Genomic DNA, 19083 nt, shown 5'->3' with positions numbered 1-19083 from the left:
TCACATATTACTGCGAAAACAGCTCGTCGCGGGTGACGGTGGCCGTGCCCAGCTTGCCGACGACGATGCCGCCGGCGCGGTTGGCCGTGCGCACGGCGTCGCCCAGGGCCATGCCGGCCCCCAGCATGGCTGCCATGGTGGCGATCACCGTGTCGCCGGCGCCCGAGACGTCGAACACTTCGCGCGCATCGGTCGGCATGTGCAGCACCTCATCGGCCGTGTACAAGCTCATGCCTTCTTCGGAACGGGTCAGCAGCAAGGCGTCCAGGCCCAGTTGCGCGCGCATCTGCTGCGCGCGCTCCGTGAGTTGCTCCTCCGTATTCCAGCTGCCGATCACGCGGCGCAGTTCGGACTTGTTCGGAGTAAGCACTGACGCACCTGAATAGCGGCTGAAATCATCGCCTTTCGGGTCGACCATGACGATCTTGCCGGCGGCCCGGGCCGCCTTGATCATCTCGGCCACGTTCACCAGGCTGCCCTTGGCGTAGTCGGACAGGATCACCACATCGTAATGGGGCAGCAGCGCGTTGAACTGCGCCAGCTTGTCGCGCAGCACCGTATCGCTGGGCGCATCCTCGAAATCGATGCGCAGCATCTGCTGCTGGCGGCCGATCACACGCAGCTTGATGATGGTGGAAATGGCTGCATCGCGCTGCAGATAGCTGTGGATGCCGCCGCCTTCGAGCAGGCGCTCGACCTGGCTGCCGGCCTCGTCATCGCCCACCACGCCGAGCAAGCTCGTCTTCGCGCCCAGCGCAGCCGCGTTGCGCGCCACGTTGGCCGCGCCACCCAGGCGTTCCTCGCGCTTCTCGATGCGCACGATGGGCACGGGCGCTTCCGGCGAAATACGGCTGACGTCGCCGAACCAGTAGCGGTCCAGCATCACATCGCCCACCACCAGCAGGCGTACCTGGGCCAACGCGGCCGGCGCCGTCAAGGCGACCACCTCTTGGGCGCTCATGCGCGCGTCAGGATCGAGCGGCCGATCCCGTGGTATTCGATGCCATTCTCGGCCATGACGGCCGGCTCGAACAGGTTGCGCCCGTCAAAGACGACGGCCTGCTTCAGGCGCGCCTTGACCTGCTCGAAGTCGGGGCTGCGGAAGGCTTTCCATTCGGTCACGATGACCAGCGCATCGGCGTCCTGCAGCGCATCCTTCGGACTGTCGGCAAAGCGCACCTTGGCCAGTTGCTCCGGCGTCAAGTCCAGTTGCAGCACGCGGCGCGCCTCGGCCATGGCGACGGGGTCGTACACGGCCACGGTGGCGCCGCGCCCCAGCAAGTCGGCCAGCAGCACGCGGGCCGACGCTTCGCGCATGTCGTCCGTATTCGGTTTGAAGGCCAGGCCCCAGACGGCAAAATGCCGGCCCGTCAAGTCTTCGCCGAAGCGAGCGACCACTTTGCGGCCCAGCACCTGCTTTTGCTGGTCGTTGACGGCTTCGACGGCGCGCAGGATCAGCAATTCCTGGCCGTGGCCGCGCGCCGTGCGCTCGAGCGCCTGCACGTCTTTCGGGAAGCAGGAACCACCGTAGCCGCAACCGGCATACAGGAAGCTGTGGCCGATGCGCGGGTCGGAACCGATGCCGTGGCGCACGGCTTCGATATCGACGCCCACCTTGTCGGCCAGGTTCGCCAGCTCATTCATGAACGAGATGCGCGTGGCCAGCATGGCGTTGGCCGCATATTTCGTGAATTCGGCCGAGCGCACGTCCATCCAGTAGGTGCGCTCGTGGTTGCGGTTGAACGGCGCGTACAGGCTTTTCAGCAATTCGCGCGCGCGTTCACCGTCCGGCGTGGCGTCGACGCCGATGACGATGCGGTCAGGGCGCATGAAGTCTTCGACGGCCGCGCCTTCCTTGAGGAATTCCGGATTCGACGCCACCGAGAACGTGGCGGCCACGCCGCGCGCATCGAGTTCGCCCTGGATGGCGGCGCGCACTTTTTCGGCCGTGCCGACGGGCACGGTGGACTTGTCGACGATGACCTTGAAGTCCGTCATGTACTTGCCGATGCCGCGCGCGGCGGCCAGCACGTATTGCAGGTCGGCCGAGCCGTCTTCATCGGGCGGCGTGCCGACGGCGATGAATTGCATCACGCCGTGCGCGGCGGCAGCCTCGACGTCGGTGGAAAAGGTCATGCGGCCGGCGGCGCGGTTGCGCGCCACGACTTCTTCCAGGCCCGGCTCATGGATGGGGATGCCGCCGCTGTTGAGCAAGGCGACCTTCTGTACGTCGAGGTCGAGGCAAAAGACGTCATTGCCCAGCTCCGCCAGGCAGGCGCCCGTCACGAGGCCCACATAGCCCGTGCCGATAATGGTGATTTTCATGGTTGTGCCGTATTTGTAATATGGGTATCTGACCTGCAAGTGCACAGCACAGGGTTCAGGGCAAGGCGCGGCGCCGAAGACAGTACGAATAGTACGGCGAGGCGCTGCAACGCAGCCATGAGCCCTGTGCTGGGCACGACTAATTCATGACGTTGAGTTCTTCCGTGCGACGCGGCGGATAGGTTTCCCACTTATTGCAGCCCGGGCAATGCCAATAGAACTGGCGCGCCTTGAAGCCGCAGTGGCTGCATTGGTAGCGGGCCAGCTTCTGCGTGTAGCCGTGCACGAGGTTTTTCACCATCGACAGCTCCGACCAGATGGCGGCCGGCGCATCCATCATGCGCGCTTCCAGCAGTTTATCCAGGCCCAGCAAAGTCGGCGTGCGGCGCAGCTCGGCGCTAACCAGCTGTTTCGCCGCTTCCACGCCGTCGAGCTCGATGACGGCCTTGAAGACGACTTCGATCAAGTCGATCGACGACGCCTCTTCCAGATAGGAGCGCAGCAGGTTGACGCCTTCCTGTGGACGGCCCAGCTTGGTATAACCATCCATCAGGCGCTGCGCCACCAGGGCCACGTGCGGCACGCTTTGCTGCTCCACGCGGCGCCAGGTGGTCAGCGCGCCTTCCACGTCGCCGCGCGCCAGCAGCACGTCGCCCGTCAGGATGGTGGCGCGCACGCTCTTGCGGTCCGTCTGCAAGGCTTTTTCCAGCAGCGGCATGGCTTCGTCCGGCTTCATGTGCACCAGCGCGTCATGCGCCAGTTCGCAATAGAACTGGGCGATTTCCTTCTGGCGCGCGCCGGCGCCCGATTCCTGCAAGCCCACGGCCGCTTCGATGGCGCGTGGCCATTCCTTTTCGCGCTGGTAGATTTCCAGCAGCGCGCGCCGCGCCTGGGCCGCATATTGCGTGTCGACCAGGCTGTTGAAGGTTTCTTCGGCGCGGTCCAGCAGACCCGCCTTCAGGTAATCCATGCCCAGCTCATAGGCAGCATGGCCTTGCTGCTCCAGCGGCAAGTCCGGGCGCGCCAGCAAGTTCTGGTGCACGCGGATGGCGCGCTCCGTCTCGCCGCGGCGGCGGAACAGGTTACCCAGAGCAAAGTGCATATCGGCCGATTCCGGGTCCAGCTTGACGACTTCGATGAAGGCATCGATGGCCTTGTCATGCTGCTCATTGAGCAGGAAATTCAAGCCCTTGAAGTAATTGCGCGGCAGGCTGCGCGATTCGGACACCAGTTGATGAATGTCAACACGCGCGGCAATCCAGCCCAGCGCGAAAAACACGGGGATACCCAAGAGCCACCAGAGTTCAAAATCCATGCGATTGTTTTTATTCGAGTAAGAGAGATAGGAGCGATGGCGCCGCTTACTGCGCGCTCACGCTGTCCGGTTGCGGCTGGACATTGCTGGCCACGCCAACGGTCTGCAGCGCGGCAATGGTGGTTTTTTGCTTGCTCGCTTCGCGGCGGTGACGGAACACGGTCGGCGTCAAGGCCAGTACGCCCAGGCTGGCGCCGGCGACAAAAAAGCCCAGCAGCATCAGAACCAGGGGGCCGCGAATTTCATAATTGAGGAAAACATGCAGATCGACAACCTGCGCATTCTTCAGCGCAAAACTGAAGAACAGGACGAAGAGAACACAGCCAACGATGGTGGAGATGATTTTCATCGATAGGTCCAAAGAAAGCTACACAAGGTGGTGTGAATGCCGACAGGGCATAAACTTAGAACATATTAACAAAAAAAAGCGGCATCCAAGGACGCCGCTCTTTGTGTCGCCTTCCAGCAGACGATTAATCCTCGATGATCGGTTGTCCGACCATCGCGTCCACCCGCTCGCGCAACTGTTTGCCCGGCTTGAAGTGGGGTACCCGTTTTTCGGGAACCATCACCTTGTCGCCGGATTTCGGGTTGCGGCCGATGCGCGGGGGCCTGCTGTTCAGGGCAAAACTGCCAAAACCGCGGATCTCGATACGCTGACCGGTCGCCAGGGCGTTGGTCATCGCATCGAGAATGGTCTTGACGGCATACTCCGCATCTTTCGCCACCAGCTGAGAATAACGCTCAGCGAGGCGGTTGATCAGCTCGGACTTTGTCATCTGCCGTATCCGCAGTCTTAGTTCTTGTTATCGAACTTAGCTTTCAACAAGGCGCCCAGGCTGGTGGTGCCCGAAGCTGCGTTGTTGTCGGTAGCTGCCATCTTCTGCATGGCTTCCTGGGTTTCAACATTGTCTTTCGCTTTGATCGACAGTTGGATACCACGGGCTTTGCGGTCGATGTTCAACACCATTGCTTCGACGGTGTCGCCGACTTTCAGGTGCGTACCAGCATCTTCAACGCGGTCGCGCGAGATTTCGGAAGCGCGCAGGTAGCCTTCAACTTCTTCGGACAGTTGGATCACGGCGCCTTTAGGCTCAACCGATTTAACGGTACCGGTTACCAGCGAGCCTTTGTCGTTCATGGCTGCGAAGTTGTTGAATGGGTCACCTTCCAGTTGCTTGACGCCCAGGGAAACGCGCTCGCGCTCAACGTCGATGGCCAGAACGATGGCTTCCAGTTCGTCACCTTTCTTGAAGCGACGCACGGCTTCTTCGCCGGTTTCGGTCCAGGACAGGTCGGACAGGTGCACCAGACCGTCGATGTTGCCGGCCAGGCCGATGAACACGCCGAAGTCGGTGATCGATTTGATCGCGCCGCGGACTTTGTCACCTTTCTTATGGGTAACACCGAAGTCGTCCCATGGGTTCGCTTTGCACTGTTTCATGCCCAGCGAGATACGACGACGCTCTTCGTCGATTTCCAGAACCATCACTTCTACTTCGTCGCCCAGTTGGACAACTTTGTTAGGAGCAACGTTTTTGTTCGTCCAGTCCATTTCGGAAACGTGTACCAGACCTTCGATACCCTGTTCCACTTCAACGAACGCGCCGTAGTCGGTCAGGTTCGTTACTTTACCGAACAGACGGGTGCTTTGTGGGTAACGACGGGACAGACCGGTCCAAGGATCGTCGCCCAGTTGTTTCACGCCCAGCGAAACACGGTTTTTCTCTTGATCGTATTTCAGGACTTTGGCGGTGATTTCCTGGCCAACCGTCAGAACTTCCGACGGGTGACGTACACGGCGCCATGCCAGGTCGGTGATGTGCAGCAGGCCATCGATACCGCCCAGATCCACGAACGCGCCGTAGTCGGTGATATTTTTGACGACGCCGGTCACGACCGTGCCTTCTTTCAGCGTTTCCATCAGTTTCTGACGCTCTTCGCCCATCGAAGCTTCGATGACGGCGCGGCGGGACAGAACCACGTTGTTACGCTTGCGATCCAGCTTGATCACTTTGAATTCGAGGGTTTTGCCTTCGAATGGGGTGGTGTCTTTGACAGGACGGGTATCAACCAGCGAGCCCGGCAGGAATGCGCGGATGCCGTTGGTCAACACGGTCAGACCGCCTTTGACTTTACCATTGACGGTACCGACGACGATTTCGCCCGATTCCATCGCTTTTTCCAGAGCCAGCCACGAAGCCAGACGCTTGGCTTTATCGCGCGACAGGATGGTATCGCCGAAACCGTTTTCCAGCGATTCGATCGCCACGGAAACGAAGTCACCAACTTTGACTTCCAGTTCGCCGTGGTCGTTCTTGAATTCTTCGACAGGGATGAATGCTTCGGATTTGAGGCCGGCGTTCACGATCACGAAATTGTGGTCGAGGCGCACGACTTCAGCGGAAATAACTTCGCCGGAGCGCATATCTTGACGCGACAACGATTCCTCGAAGAGCGCAGCAAAACTTTCCATACCGGTAGATTCGTTAGTTGTAACAGTAGACATAGGGTTCACACAGGTTATCCAGCAGAGATCGCACGATGCGACTTAAACTGGGTTAGGTTTTTGACACACCCGGACAGGCCAGGAGCCGTCAACGGGCACCACATAGCACGCACTACACATCAATACACGCTATTTTGCTGCTTATTTTGCAACTGCGGCATACCATTTCAACACGGTTTCAACGGCATCATCTGCCGTCATGGCCGAGGTATCGAGGACATGCGCCCCTTCCGCGGGGACCAGCGGCGCAATCGCACGGTGAGTATCACGTTCGTCCCGCGCCTGCAAATCCATCAGAAGGTCTTCCATATTAGCAGAAAAACCCTTGTCTATCAATTGCTTGTAGCGCCGTTGCGCGCGCGCCTCGACGCTGGCGGTCAGGAACACCTTCAATGGGGCATGCGGGAAGATCACCGTGCCCATATCGCGCCCATCGGCCACCAGGCCCGGCGTCTTGCGAAAGCCCAGCTGCAAACCGACCAAGGCATGGCGAACCGTTGGCAATACGGCAATTTTCGACGCCGTATTCCCCACTTCTTCGGCACGGATCTGCTCCGTGACATTTTCATGCGCCAGCAGGATCTCGCCGCCCGCAAAATGACAGGGCAAGTGTTCGGCCAGCTTGGCCAGCGCGTGCTCGTCGCGCAAGTCCGTGCCGCGGCGCAGCGCGCTCAAGGCCGTCAGGCGGTACAGCGCGCCCGAGTCCAAGTAATGAAAGCCCAGCTTGTCGGCCACGCGGTGCGCCACCGTGCCCTTGCCGGAAGCGGTGGGGCCGTCGATGGCGATGACTGGGATGTGGGAGGTCGGCATAGTGTTGGCAATCAATTAAATCAAAGTGTCTTTGGCAATCCCCGCGAAGGCGGCGAAATACTCGGGGAAGGTCTTGGCCACGCATTTCGGGTCGTTGATGCGCATCTCGTTGCCGCGGCGCGCGGCGCCGTCCAGCGAGGCCAGCGAAAAGCACATGGCCATGCGGTGGTCATCATACGTGTCGATGGTGGCGGCAAGAATCTGCGCCGGCGGCGTCACGCGCAGGTAATCGGCGCCCTCTTCCACTTCCGCGCCCAGCTTGCGCAACTCCGTTGCCATGGCGGCGAGGCGGTCCGTCTCTTTTACGCGCCAGCTGGCGATATTGCGCAAGGTGCTGGTGCCGTCCGCGTACAGGGCGGCCACGGCGATCGTCATGGCCGCGTCGGGAATGTGGTTAAAGTCCATGTCGACGGCTTTCAGGACGCCGTTCGAACGGGCTTCGATCCAGTTCTCGCCCATGGTGATGGTCGCGCCCATCTCCTGTAAGGCTTCGACGAAGCGCACGTCGCCCTGGATGCTGTCGCGCCCCACGCCTTCCACGCGCACGGGACCGCCGCCGATGGCGCCAGCCGCCAGGAAATACGAGGCCGACGAAGCGTCGCCTTCCACGTGGATGGTGCCCGGGCTTTGGTATTGCTGGCCCGGCTGCACGGTGAACGACTGCCAGCCGTCATGTTCGACCGTCACGCCGAAACGGCGCATCAGGTTCAGGGTGATCTCGATGTACGGCTTCGAAATCAGCTCGCCCGTCACATCGATGGTGACCGCATGGTCGCGCGCCATCAGCGGCGCCACCATCAAGAGGGCCGTCAGGAACTGGCTCGACACGTTGCCGCGCACGGCGATGCGCTGCGCGTGGATGTGGCCGCGGCCGATGCGCAGCGGCGGGAAGCCCTGCTCGCCCGTGTATTCGATCTGCGTGCCGACGGCGTTCAGCGCGTCGACCAGGTCGCCGATCGGGCGCTCGTGCATGCGCGACACGCCGTGCAAGGTGTAGTCGCCGCCGATGACGGCCAGCGCCGCCGTCAGCGGGCGGATCGCCGTGCCCGCATTGCCCATGAAGAGGTCAGCCTCGTGGTGCGGGAATACGCCGCCGCAGCCTTCCACGTGGTGGATCTGGTGCGCGGTGGCCGGGTCGCCCTGCAACTCGTCCTGCGTCCATTTGACGCCCAGCGACGTCAGGGCCGTCAGCATGACGAAGGTGTCGTCGGAAGCGAGCAAGTCGACGATCTTCGTCGTGCCCTTGGCCAGCGCGGCCAACAGCAGCACGCGGTTGGAAATGCTTTTCGAGCCGGGCAAGCGCACCGTGCCCTCGGCGTGCATCACCGGCTTCAAGTCGATATGGTGGGGGTAGTGCTTGGTCTGGGTCATACTGGAATCCTTGAGTATTTATTGTGCGGGCGCGGGAGCTTCCGCCGTCTCGATCGCCTCGATCCATTGCTGCCGCGCGTGCTGGGCGTTCGCGTACACGCCCTCGATGGCGGCGCCGTCGTGCGCGGCCAGGTGGGCGCGCAAGGTCGTCAACTGCGCCAGGTAGGCATCCAGTTCGTGCAGCAGCGCCGGCTGGTTGGCCAGGCTGATGTCGCGCCACATTTCCGGCGATGAGCCGGCGATGCGCGTAAAGTCGCGAAAGCCGCTGGCCGCGTATTGAAACAGCAGGCCCGCGTGCGGTTTGTTGGCGATGTCGTCGACCAGCGCAAAGGCCAGCAAATGCGGCAGATGGCTGACGGCGGCAAACACCTTGTCATGTTCTTCGGGCGTCAACGTGTGCAGGATGGCGCCGCAGGCACGCCAGGCGGCCGCCACGCGCTCGACGTCGTCCGCGGCGTTTTCCGCCAGCGGCGTGAGCACCACTTTCTTGCCTTGATACAGATCAATGATGGCGGCGTCGGGACCATTCGTCTCGCGCCCCGCGATCGGGTGGCCGGGCACGAACTGGCCCACCTTGCCGCCGAGCGCCGCGCGCGCGGCCGCCACCACGTCGCTCTTCGTGCTGCCCCCATCGGTGACGATGGTGCCGGGCTGCAGGTGCGGCGCGATGGATGCCAGGATGGGACCCGTCTGCGCCACGGGCGCAGCCAGCAGCACCAGGTCGGCGCCATGCAAGGCTTGCGCCATGTCGCCGCCGATTTCGTCGATGATACCCAGTTCGAGCGCGCGCACCATCGAGGCGGGCGAGCGGCCCATGCCGACTACGGTTTGAACCGCGCCCGCGTGTTTCAAGGCGCGCGCGAACGAGCCGCCGATCAGGCCTACGCCAAAAATGACGACCTTCTTCAGTGCAGGCGTCGTCATGGCGTCAGGCCAGCGCTTTCGTCAGCGCGGCGATGAAGATGGCGTTTTCCTGCGGCAGGCCGATGGAAATGCGCAGCCATTGCGGCAAGCCATAGCTGCCCACGGGGCGCACGATCACGCCCTGTTTCAGCAGCGCCAGGTTCACGCGCGCGCCCGCTTCATCATCGTCGCCCACCTTCACCAGCACGAAATTGCCGTGCGACGGCACGTATTCCAGGCCCAGTTGCGCAAACGCTTCCGTAAACTGCCGGTAGCCGGCCGCGTTGTTGCGCGCGCTTTGCTCGAGGAAGGCCTTGTCGTTCAGGGCGGCAATCGCGGCCGCTTGCGCCAGCGAATTGACGTTGAATGGCTGGCGGATGCGGTTCATCAGGTCCGTCAGCACCGGCTGGGCGATGGCGAAGCCGATGCGCAGGCCGGCCAGGCCATACGCCTTCGACAGGGTGCGCGAGACCACCAGGTTCGGATACTGGCGCACCCACGCCGTCGATTCGTACTGCTCGTCGGCCGACAGGAATTCGTTGTAGGCCTCGTCCAGCACGACGACGACATGCGCCGGTACTTTCTGCAGGAAGGCTTCGAGCTGCGCCGCCGTCAGGAAGGTGCCCGTCGGGTTGTTCGGGTTGGCGATGAAAATCAGACGCGTGTCGTCGGCAATCGCCGCCGCCATGGCGTCCAGGTCATGGCCATAGGCTTGCGCCGGGACGACGATGTGGCGCGCGCCCAGGCCCTGCGTGGCCAGCGCGTACACGGCGAACGAATACTGCGAGTACACGACGGATTCGCCATGCTGCACAAACGCGTGCGCGGCGATTTCCAGGATGTCGTTGCTGCCGTTGCCCAGGGTGATCCAGTCGGCCGGCACGTCATAGCGCTTCGACAGCACGGCTTTCAAGTCGAAGCCGTTGGCGTCCGGGTAGCGGCCCAGGTCATCGATGGCGGCGATCATCGCCTGCTTGGCCGATTCCGGCATGCCGTACGGGTTTTCATTCGACGCCAGCTTGACGATGGCTGCCTCGTCGAGGCCGAATTCGCGCGCGACTTCCGCGATCGGTTTGCCGCTCTGGTAAGGGGCGATGGCGCGGACGTATTCTGGACCGATATTTTTAGACATGGTGTTCTTTAAAAAAGTGGGTGATTGTAAGAATAGCTACAGCTTCACAGGCTGACAGGATATGACCCCAGCACCTTGAAAAACGCCGCATTGCTTTGCAGCTCGGCCAGCGCCTGGGCGACGGCTGCGTCGTGCACGTGGCCCTCCACGTCGACATAGAAATAATACTCCCAGCTGCCCATGCGCGCCGGGCGCGACTCGAAGCGCGTCATCGACACGCCGTGTTTCGCCAGGGGCGCGAGCAACTGGTACACGGCGCCCGCCTTGTTCGGCACGGCCAGCACCAGCGACGTCTGGTCCTTGCCCGACGGCGCCGTCTGCAAGGTGCCGACGACGGCAAAGCGCGTGCGGTTGTGCGGGTCGTCCTGGATATGGCCCTTGACCACGCCCAGCTTGTACTGCGCGCCCGCCAGTTCGCTGGCGATGGCCGCCACCGTGCCGTCTTCGCCGGCCATGCGGGCCGCCTCGGCGTTCGAGGCCACGGCATGGCGCGCGATGTGCGGGTAGTTCTGGTTCAGCCACACCTGGCACTGCGCCAGCGCCTGCGAATGGGCGCAGATGGCGGTGACGCCATCCATGTTGCCGCTCTTCGTCATCAGGCTGTGGTGCACGGCAATCGCCACCTCGCCGCTGATGATGAGACTCGTCTGCAGCATCATGTCCAGGGTACGGTTGACGGCGCCTTCCGAGGAATTTTCGATCGGCACCACGCCGAAATCCGCCGTTCCCGCCTCGGCGGAACGGAATACTTCGTCGATGGACGCGCATGGCAAGCCTTCCACGGCGCTGCCGAACTGCTGGTACACGGCCTGTTCGCTGAAAGTGCCGGCCGGGCCAAGGTACGCCACGGTGACCCGTTTTTCCAGCGAGCGGCAGGACGACATGATTTCGCGGAAGATGGTCTGCACTTCGCGGTCGCCCATGGGGCCGGGATTGCGCTCGGCCACGCCGCGCAGCACCTGTGCCTCGCGCTCGGGGCGGAACACGGGCGCCTGCGTTTCAGCCTTCACGTGGCCCACTTGCTGGGCGATTTGCGCGCGGCGGTTCAGCAGTTCGAGGATTTGCGCGTCGATCGCATCGATCTGTTCGCGCAGCGGTTTCAATTTATCGGTCATGGTTGGTTTGTTTCGTCAGCTGTACTTCAATCATGGCCGCGCGGCCTGCGCCGGCGGCGGGCCGGCGCGGTCGTCTAGGCGACTCAGCGTCCGGCAAACTCGTTCAAATAGTTGACCAGGGCTTGCACGCCCTCGATCGGCATCGCGTTATAAATCGATGCACGCATGCCGCCGACGGACTTGTGGCCCTTCAGTTGCAGCAGGCCGCGCTGTTTCGCGCCGGCCAGGAATGCGTCGTTCAGACTTTCATCGCGCAGATAGAACGGGATGGTCATGCGCGAGCGATATTCTGGGGCGACCCGGTTCTGGTAAAAGTCGTCCGCATCGAGCGCCGCGTACAGCAGCGCCGCTTTCTCAATATTACGCTGTTCCATGGCTGCAACGCCACCCTGGCGTTTGAGCCACTGGAAAACCAGGCCGGCGATATAGATGCCGTAGGTAGGCGGCGTGTTGTACATCGACTCATGTTCGGCCACGATGCTCCAGTCGAAGGCCGACGGGCAGATCGGCAGCGCCTTGCCCAGCAAGTCTTCGCGCACGATGACCAGGGTCAGGCCGGCCGGGCCGATATTTTTCTGCGCGCCGCCAAAGATGACGCCATATTGCGATACATCAATAACACGCGACAAAATGTGCGACGACATGTCGGCCACGATGGTGGTCCCGGACGGCACGTTCGGCGCCTGCTGGAATTCCACGCCGTCGATGGTTTCATTGGTGCAGATGTGCAGGTAGGCGGCGCCTGGCGTCAACTGCCATTCGGCGACCGGCGGCACGCCCGTGAAACGGCCCGCCTTGGACGACGCGGCCACGTTGACGTTGGCGTACTTGGCCGCTTCCTGGATCGACTTGCCGGACCACGAGCCCGTGTGCACGAAGTCCACGGTGGCCGGCTGCTGCGCGGCCAGGCCCACCAGGTTCATGGGAATGATGGCGTTCTCGCCCAGGCCACCACCCTGCAGGAACAGGATCTTGTAGTTGTCGGGCACGGCCAGCAGCTCGCGCAGGTCGGCCACTGCCTGCTGGTAGATGGAAATGAATTCGGGACCACGGTGGCTCATTTCCATCACCGACATGCCACTGCCATGCCAGTCCTGCATCTCGGCAGCTGCTTGCGCCAGCACTTCCTTGGGCAGGACGGCGGGGCCGGCGGAAAAATTGTAGATATGGGTCACGATACGGTCCTTGGCAAAATGGAAATCTTATTGGGGCGACTGCGTGGCCGCCCGCATGACCTGGTCCAGCACCGCATTCACGCGCGGGATCAGCACGCGCTGGCTGATGGCCATCGATTCGGCAGACAGCTGCGGCATGGTGGCCAGCATCTTGCGCCCCAGCGGCGTCTTGTAGAAGGTCGTCAGCTGCTCGACTTCGGGCACCGTGTAAAAGCGCGCGTACAGGGGCACCATTTCGGCGGCCAGTTCGTCGATCAGGGTCGAGTCGGCCAGCACCTGCGTCAGGGTGGCGATGGCCAGGGGGATTTCTTCCTCGGCGCTGGCCAGCGCGCGCGCCTTGCGCTGCTCGTCCAGGTTCGGGTTGCTGCTGATTTGCTGCTGCGCCGACTGGCGGATCATGGCCGGCACCGATTGCAGCATCTGGTCGAAGATGTTGCGCGTCAGTTGCGGAAACTGCATCGCGTCGAGCATGCGCCGCACGGCCACCTTCATGGCGGGGCTGGGCGCCGCCTGGCGGGCGGGCGTGGCTTGCGTGCTCTGGGCCAGGGCCGGCAGGGTCGCAAGGAAGGCCAGCGAAAACGCGGCGAAGAAGGTGGCGACGATTTTTCTCATGGCATGCGGGACTTTACAAAAGCGGGGAACTATCTGGGGATACGCAGGCTGGCGCCGCAACTGGCACGCCAACAGCAATTGGGGCTCCCGAAAGAGCCCCAATCATCTTACTCCGGCTGCGCCGGGTCGACAGGATCGGCCGGTTCAGCCGCTGCCGGCGCGGCCGCAGCCTCCTGGCCCGCCTCCGTCGTCAGCTCGACTTCGTCGATATCCGTCTCCACCACGCGCTGCAGGCCGGACAGCTTGGTGCCGTCTTCCACGGCGATCAGGGTCACGCCCTGCGTCGCGCGGCCCATCTCGCGGATTTCCGACACGCGGGTGCGGATCAATACGCCACCGGTGGTGATCAGCATGATTTCATCGCTGGTATCGACCAGGGTCGCGGCAACCACTTTACCGTTGCGCTCGCTGGTCTGGATGGCGATCATGCCTTTCGTGCCACGGCCATGGCGCGTGTACTCGGTGATCGGCGTACGCTTGCCGTAGCCGTTTTCCGTGGCCGTCAGCACCGACTGCTGCTCGTTCTCGGCCACCAGCAGGGCGATCACGTGCTGGCCTTCTTCCAGGTTCATGCCGCGCACGCCGCGCGCCGTACGGCCCATCGGACGCACGTCGTTTTCGTCGAAGCGCACTGCCTTGCCCGAATCGGAGAACAGCATCACGTCGTGCTGGCCGTCGGTCAGCGCCGCGCCGATCAGGAAGTCGCCGTCGTCCAGGTCGACCGCGATGATGCCGGCCTTGCGTGGATTGCTGAAGTCCTTCAGCGGCGTCTTCTTGACGGTACCGAGGCTGGTCGACATGAACACGTAATGGTCTTCCGGGAACGTGCGGTTCTCGCCCGACAGCGGCAGGATCACGGTGATCTTTTCGTTGTCCTGCAGCGGGAACATGTTGACGATCGGCTTGCCGCGCGAATTGCGCGAGCCTTGCGGCACTTCCCACACCTTCAGCCAGTACATGCGGCCACGATCCGAGAAGCACAGGATGTAGTCGTGCGTGTTGGCGATGAACAGCTGGTCGATCCAGTCTTCCTCTTTCGTCGCCATCGCCTGCTTGCCGCGGCCGCCGCGCTTCTGCGCGCGGTATTCGGTGATCGGCTGGGCCTTCATGTAGCCCGTGTGCGACAGGGTCACGACCATGTCCTGCGGCGTGATCAAATCTTCCGTTTCCAGGTCGGTCGCATTCAATTCGATCTGCGAGCGGCGCACGTCCTTGTTGCCGGCGCCGTATTCGTTCTTCGCCGCCGTCATTTCATCGGTGATGATGACAGTGACGCGTTCCGGCTTGGCCAGGATGTCGAGCAAGTCGGCGATGTGTTCCATCACGTCCTTGTACTCGTTGACGATCTTGTCCTGTTCCAGGCCGGTCAGGCGCTGCAGGCGCATTTGCAGAATTTCCTGCGCCTGGTCGTCCGACAGCTTGTACAGGCCATCGCCCTGCATGCCATAGTGCTTCGGCAGGTTTTCCGGACGGTAGGCATCGATGCCGCCTGGCGTCGAGCCGTCGCCCGTGCGGGCCAGCATTTCGCGCACGACGGACGAATCCCAGGCCTTGGCCATCAGTTCGACCTTGGCGATCGGCGGCGTCGGCGCGGCCTTGATGATGGCGATGAAGTCATCGATGTTGGCCAGCGCGACAGCCAGGCCTTCCAATACGTGACCGCGTTCGCGCGCCTTGCGCAGTTCGAACACGGTACGGCGCGTCACCACTTCGCGGCGGTGCGACAGGAAGCATTGCAGCATCTGCTTGAGGTTCAGCAGCTTCGGCTGGCCATCGACCAGGGCCACCATGTTCATGCCGAAGGTGTCTTGCAACTGGGTCTGCTTGTACAGGTTGTTCAGCACCACTTCCGGCACTTCGCCCCGTTTCAGCTCGATCACCACGCGCATGCCCGACTTGTCGGATTCGTCGCGGATGTCGGAAATGCCGTCGAGCTTCTTGTCGCGCACGTTTTCAGCGATGCGTTCCAGCAAGGATTTCTTGTTGACCTGGAATGGCAGCTCGTCGACGATGATGGCGATGCGGCCGCCATCCTTGCCGTATTCTTCGAAGTGGGTCTTGGCGCGCATGACGACGCGGCCGCGGCCCGTGCGGTAGCCGTCGCGCACGCCGGACACGCCATAGATGATGCCGGCCGTCGGGAAGTCCGGCGCCGGGATCAGCTCGATCAATTCATCGATCGTGCACTCGGGGTTGCGCAGCACGTGCAGCGCGCCGTCGATGACTTCGGTAATGTTGTGTGGCGGAATGTTCGTCGCCATGCCGACCGCGATACCGGACGAGCCATTGATCAGCAGGTTCGGGATACGCGTCGGCAAGACCGTCGGTTCCTTTTCCTTGCCATCGTAGTTGGGCTGGAAGTCGACGGTGTCCTTGTCGATATCGGCCAGCAGTTCGCTGGCGATCTTGTCCAGGCGGCACTCGGTATAACGCATCGCCGCGGCGCCGTCGCCGTCGACGGAACCGAAGTTGCCCTGGCCATCGACGAGCATGTAGCGCAGCGAGAAATCCTGCGCCATGCGCACCAGCGTGTCGTAGATCGAGGCATCGCCGTGGGGATGGTATTTACCCATGGTTTCGCCGACCACGCGGGCGCACTTGACGTAAGGGCGGTTCCACACGTTGTTCATTTCATGCATCGCGAACAAGACGCGACGGTGCACTGGCTTCAAGCCATCGCGCGCATCGGGCAAGGCGCGACCGACGATCACGCTCATGGCGTAATCGAGGTAGCTCTTGCGCATCTCTTCTTCGAGGGAAATAGGAATTGTTTCTTTTGCGAATTGATCCATTGGCGGTTCGACTGATCTCAGGCTGTGGTTAACTTATCTGTTACGCAATGTATGACGCAATACTGCATATCCTGGGTGGCTGTCGTCGTGGACGCCGCGCCGCGCGCTGCTGGCGCGGCCCGGCTTCCATGTCGCAGAGTGCCGGAACAAATCGGCGGGCTGGCGGCACGGCCAGTACGTGTACCGCAGTGGTACGAGCTGGCCATGCAGTGCCGCCGTGGGCATTTGCCCGACACTCTTAACAGTCAAGCGCACGATTTTAGCATGCGCGCCCAGCTACCTGTACAAATTGGCCATACCAACAAGATTGGCAGTTTGCACCGGAGCCGTGCAGCCTGACCTCTCGATAATGCACAATGGCAATACCAGTTCAAGATACCTGCCCTTAAAAGAGGCAAAAAAAGCGATCAATTGTTACAGACGCGTTACAAATGGGCATTTTCGTTGCGCAAAAACAACGCGCGGTCTAAAATCGGGCAAGCTTTGATTTAACCACGGTCGTGCGCCCCTGATGCGTGTGGCAAAATGACTGGGAAGTTAATTGCTAGTTTCGCAATCTGAAACGAGCGCATATGGTCTACATGATAAAATCTTGGCACGTAGCACCAGTAGCGCAGTGTTGTTCTGCGGATATCACCCCCCGAAAGGAAAAAAGAATGAATAAATTTGTAACGCTGTTTTTCGCTGCATCCGCAGTGATTGCTGGCTCGGCTTCGGCCCAAACCCCAACCTCCCCACCATTCGCGCCAGTTACCACTGACATCAAAGCACCAAGCCCAAAAAGCGCTTACGTGCAAGATGCCCGCGGCGTGATCGTGCGTGACCCATTCGGCCTGTGCTGGCGTACCGGCTACTGGACACCTGCTGACGCAGTGCCAGGTTGCGACGTGCCACTGTGCGTAGAGCCAGAAACCCTGCAAGACGGCAAATGCGTGGCTCCTCCAGCACCAGTCGTACCAGCACCGGCACCAGTCGTTGTCGTACCAGTACCAGTCGTAGTTGCTCCTACCTCGGAAAAAGTCAGCTTCGCTGCTGATGCATTCTTCGATTTCGACAAAGCTACGCTGAAGCCAGAAGGCAAAGCCAAGCTGGACGAGCTGTCCGCACAACTGGGCGGCATCAACCTGGAAGTCATCATCGCTGTGGGTCACACCGACTCCGTCGGCACCGATGCTTACAACCAAAAACTGTCGGTACGTCGTGCTGATGCTGTCAAAGCCTACCTGGTCACCAAAGGCGTTGAAAGCAACCGCGTGTACACCGAAGGCAAAGGCGAGAAACAACCTGTTGCTGATAACAAAACTGCCGAAGGCCGTGCGAAAAACCGTCGCGTGGAAATCGAAGTTGTTGGTACCCGCAACAAGTAATAGCTGAACCCCTGGACTTGCCGCAAGTCATCGCGCAAGTCAAGAACAGCATGAAAAACCCCGCCACGGCGGGGTTTTTTTTCGTCCGTGGCTGCCCAATTGTAAAATTGCCGCTATTATTCGACCTATGAACGCCGACCCTCTCGAAATCCAAAAATTCAGTGAGCTGGCCCACCGCTGGTGGGACCCCACTTCCGAGTTTCGTCCCCTGCACGAAATTAACCCCCTGCGCCTGGAATGGATCAACGCGAAAGTGCCGCTGGCCGGCAAGCGCGTGATCGACATCGGCTGCGGCGGCGGTATCCTGGCCGAATCGATGGCCCGCAAGGGTGCCGACGTGACGGGCATCGACCTGTCCGACAAGGCCCTGAAAGTGGCCGACCTGCACAGCCTGGAATCGGGCGCCAAGGTGCGCTACAAGCTGATCGCCGCCGAAGCCATGGCCGAGGAAGAGGCAGGCCAGTACGACGTCGTGACCTGCATGGAAATGCTCGAGCACGTGCCGGACCCCGCCGCCATCGTCAAGGCTTGCGCCGCGCTGGTGAAACCGGGCGGCCACGTCTTCCTGTCTACCCTGAACCGCAACCCGAAAGCGTACCTGTTCGCCATCCTGGGCGCCGAATACCTGCTGCGCCTGCTGCCGAAAGGCACGCATGACTATGACAAATTCATCACCCCGTCCGAGCTGTCGCAATACGTGCGCAGCGCCGGCCTGGACGTCAACAGCATGCGCGGCATGGGCTACAATCCGCTGACCAAGATTTACTCACTTAATAGCGATACCAGCGTCAATTATCTGGTGGCCTGCACCCGGCCGCTGTAACCATCACGCACAATACAAGGCGGCTGCGGCCGCCATTTTTCATTCCTACTTGACACACTTTGTCCGCCATGATCACTGACCATCTGCCAGCCCCGCGCGCCATCCTGTTCGACCTCGACGGCACCCTGGCCGACACCGCGCCCGACCTGGCGGCGGCCATCAACCTGCTGCGCGCGCGCGCCGGCCTGGCGCCGACCCCGTATGACATCCTGCGCCCCACGGCCTCGGCCGGCGCGCGCGGCATGATCGGTGCGTCCTACGGCATCGGCCCCGGCGAAAGCGGCTACGAAGCCCTGAAAGACGGATTCCTGAACAATTACGAAGCGGCCCTGGCCGTGGAAAGCCGCCTGTTCGACGGCATCCCCGCCCTGCTGGAAGGCCTGCAAGCCCTGGGCCTGGCCTGGGGCGTGGTCACCAACAAGGCCGCCCGCTTCACCGACCCGCTGGTCGGCCAGATCGGCCTGGGCGCCGCCGGCTGCGTGATCTCGGGCGATACCATGCCCCACCCGAAGCCGCACCCCGCCCCCCTGCTGGAAGCGGCGCGCCGCCTGGATCTGGCGCCGGAAGACTGCTGGTACGTGGGCGACGACCTGCGCGACATCCAGGCCGGCCGCGCCGCCGGCATGCGCACGGTGGCCTGCGCCTGGGGCTACTGCGGCCCCGTCGAACCGCAACACTGGAACGCCGACCACCTGCTGGATACCCCGCATGCGCTGCTCGAGCTGGTCAGCGCGGTGGTGAAGGCGGCGCAGGCGCGGCAATTGGCGGCATAAATCGGCCCGCGCTTGATCTGGCACGCCAGCAAGCGAATGCACCATGCAAGAGTGGGCAGAT

The 19083-nt window shown here is 62.1% G+C and carries 17 protein-coding genes; 3 read left to right on the top strand and 14 right to left on the bottom strand.

The window, feature by feature from the left end:
• Positions 1 to 7: 7 nt before the first annotated feature.
• The 14 genes from rfaE1 to gyrA form a co-directional block, all read right to left on the bottom strand.
• Complete coding sequence (rfaE1, locus tag O0881_RS24795) at positions 8 to 961, bottom strand: D-glycero-beta-D-manno-heptose-7-phosphate kinase (RefSeq protein ID WP_077400769.1); 954 nt, start codon at positions 959 to 961, stop codon at positions 8 to 10.
• Positions 958 to 2325 carry a UDP-glucose/GDP-mannose dehydrogenase family protein gene (locus O0881_RS24790; RefSeq protein WP_099665144.1) on the bottom strand — a complete coding sequence of 456 codons (1368 nt, stop codon included), beginning with the start codon at positions 2323 to 2325 and terminating at the stop codon, positions 958 to 960. The genes rfaE1 and O0881_RS24790 overlap by 4 nt, the downstream gene beginning before the upstream one ends.
• A 139-nt stretch (positions 2326 to 2464) precedes the next feature.
• Positions 2465 to 3640, bottom strand: a complete 1176-nt coding sequence (gene lapB / locus O0881_RS24785) for a lipopolysaccharide assembly protein LapB (RefSeq protein WP_077400762.1) — start codon at positions 3638 to 3640, stop codon at positions 2465 to 2467.
• Positions 3641 to 3686: 46 nt separating this feature from the next.
• Positions 3687 to 3989, bottom strand: coding sequence for a LapA family protein (locus O0881_RS24780; protein ID WP_077400759.1), 303 nt, complete (start codon positions 3987 to 3989; stop codon positions 3687 to 3689).
• 124 nt (positions 3990 to 4113) lie between these two features.
• Complete coding sequence (locus tag O0881_RS24775; protein ID WP_008446215.1) at positions 4114 to 4419, bottom strand: integration host factor subunit beta; 306 nt, start codon at positions 4417 to 4419, stop codon at positions 4114 to 4116.
• A 17-nt stretch (positions 4420 to 4436) separates the two neighbouring features.
• Positions 4437 to 6149 (bottom strand): 30S ribosomal protein S1, encoded by a 1713-nt coding sequence (gene rpsA, locus O0881_RS24770; protein WP_071650172.1) that lies wholly within the window; start codon positions 6147 to 6149, stop codon positions 4437 to 4439.
• Between the two features lie 141 nt (positions 6150 to 6290).
• A complete protein-coding gene (gene cmk / locus O0881_RS24765; RefSeq protein ID WP_251349951.1) occupies positions 6291 to 6959 on the bottom strand; it encodes a (d)CMP kinase in 669 nt (222 codons plus the stop codon).
• Between the two features lie 15 nt (positions 6960 to 6974).
• Positions 6975 to 8330, bottom strand: a complete 1356-nt coding sequence (gene aroA, locus O0881_RS24760; protein ID WP_289913453.1) for a 3-phosphoshikimate 1-carboxyvinyltransferase — start codon at positions 8328 to 8330, stop codon at positions 6975 to 6977.
• Positions 8331 to 8348: 18 nt separating this feature from the next.
• Positions 8349 to 9254: a prephenate dehydrogenase/arogenate dehydrogenase family protein gene (locus tag O0881_RS24755; RefSeq protein ID WP_289913452.1), complete on the bottom strand. Its 906-nt coding sequence runs from the start codon at positions 9252 to 9254 to the stop codon at positions 8349 to 8351.
• 4 nt (positions 9255 to 9258) lie between these two features.
• Complete coding sequence (gene hisC / locus O0881_RS24750) at positions 9259 to 10365, bottom strand: histidinol-phosphate transaminase (protein ID WP_289913451.1); 1107 nt, start codon at positions 10363 to 10365, stop codon at positions 9259 to 9261.
• A 44-nt stretch (positions 10366 to 10409) separates the two neighbouring features.
• A complete protein-coding gene (gene pheA, locus O0881_RS24745; protein ID WP_077400751.1) occupies positions 10410 to 11480 on the bottom strand; it encodes a prephenate dehydratase in 1071 nt (356 codons plus the stop codon).
• A gap of 83 nt (positions 11481 to 11563) precedes the next feature.
• Positions 11564 to 12655, bottom strand: coding sequence for a 3-phosphoserine/phosphohydroxythreonine transaminase (gene serC / locus O0881_RS24740; protein WP_289913450.1), 1092 nt, complete (start codon positions 12653 to 12655; stop codon positions 11564 to 11566).
• A gap of 27 nt (positions 12656 to 12682) precedes the next feature.
• Positions 12683 to 13267, bottom strand: coding sequence for a DUF2059 domain-containing protein (locus O0881_RS24735; RefSeq protein ID WP_289913449.1), 585 nt, complete (start codon positions 13265 to 13267; stop codon positions 12683 to 12685).
• A 107-nt stretch (positions 13268 to 13374) separates the two neighbouring features.
• Entirely contained in the window at positions 13375 to 16059 is a 2685-nt protein-coding gene (gyrA, locus tag O0881_RS24730) for a DNA gyrase subunit A (protein ID WP_251349945.1), read from the bottom strand.
• 656 nt (positions 16060 to 16715) lie between these two features.
• Between gyrA and ompA the strand changes: the two genes are divergently transcribed.
• From ompA to O0881_RS24715, 3 genes are all read left to right on the top strand, one after another.
• Positions 16716 to 17426, top strand: a complete 711-nt coding sequence (gene ompA / locus O0881_RS24725) for an outer membrane protein OmpA (RefSeq protein WP_034782001.1) — start codon at positions 16716 to 16718, stop codon at positions 17424 to 17426.
• A 127-nt stretch (positions 17427 to 17553) separates the two neighbouring features.
• Positions 17554 to 18249 carry a bifunctional 2-polyprenyl-6-hydroxyphenol methylase/3-demethylubiquinol 3-O-methyltransferase UbiG gene (ubiG, locus tag O0881_RS24720; RefSeq protein WP_077400739.1) on the top strand — a complete coding sequence of 232 codons (696 nt, stop codon included), beginning with the start codon at positions 17554 to 17556 and terminating at the stop codon, positions 18247 to 18249.
• A 68-nt stretch (positions 18250 to 18317) separates the two neighbouring features.
• The gene (locus O0881_RS24715; RefSeq protein ID WP_289913448.1) at positions 18318 to 19022 is read left to right on the top strand and encodes an HAD-IA family hydrolase; all 705 of its coding nucleotides are present in this window, start codon (positions 18318 to 18320) and stop codon (positions 19020 to 19022) included.
• Positions 19023 to 19083: the final 61 nt, after the last annotated feature.

Source organism: Janthinobacterium sp. SUN100 (genome assembly GCF_030397705.1).
GTDB lineage: Bacteria > Pseudomonadota > Gammaproteobacteria > Burkholderiales > Burkholderiaceae_D > Janthinobacterium > Janthinobacterium kumbetense.
Note: the sequence above shows the minus strand (reverse complement) of the source record. Positions and strands in the feature narration are given on the sequence as shown.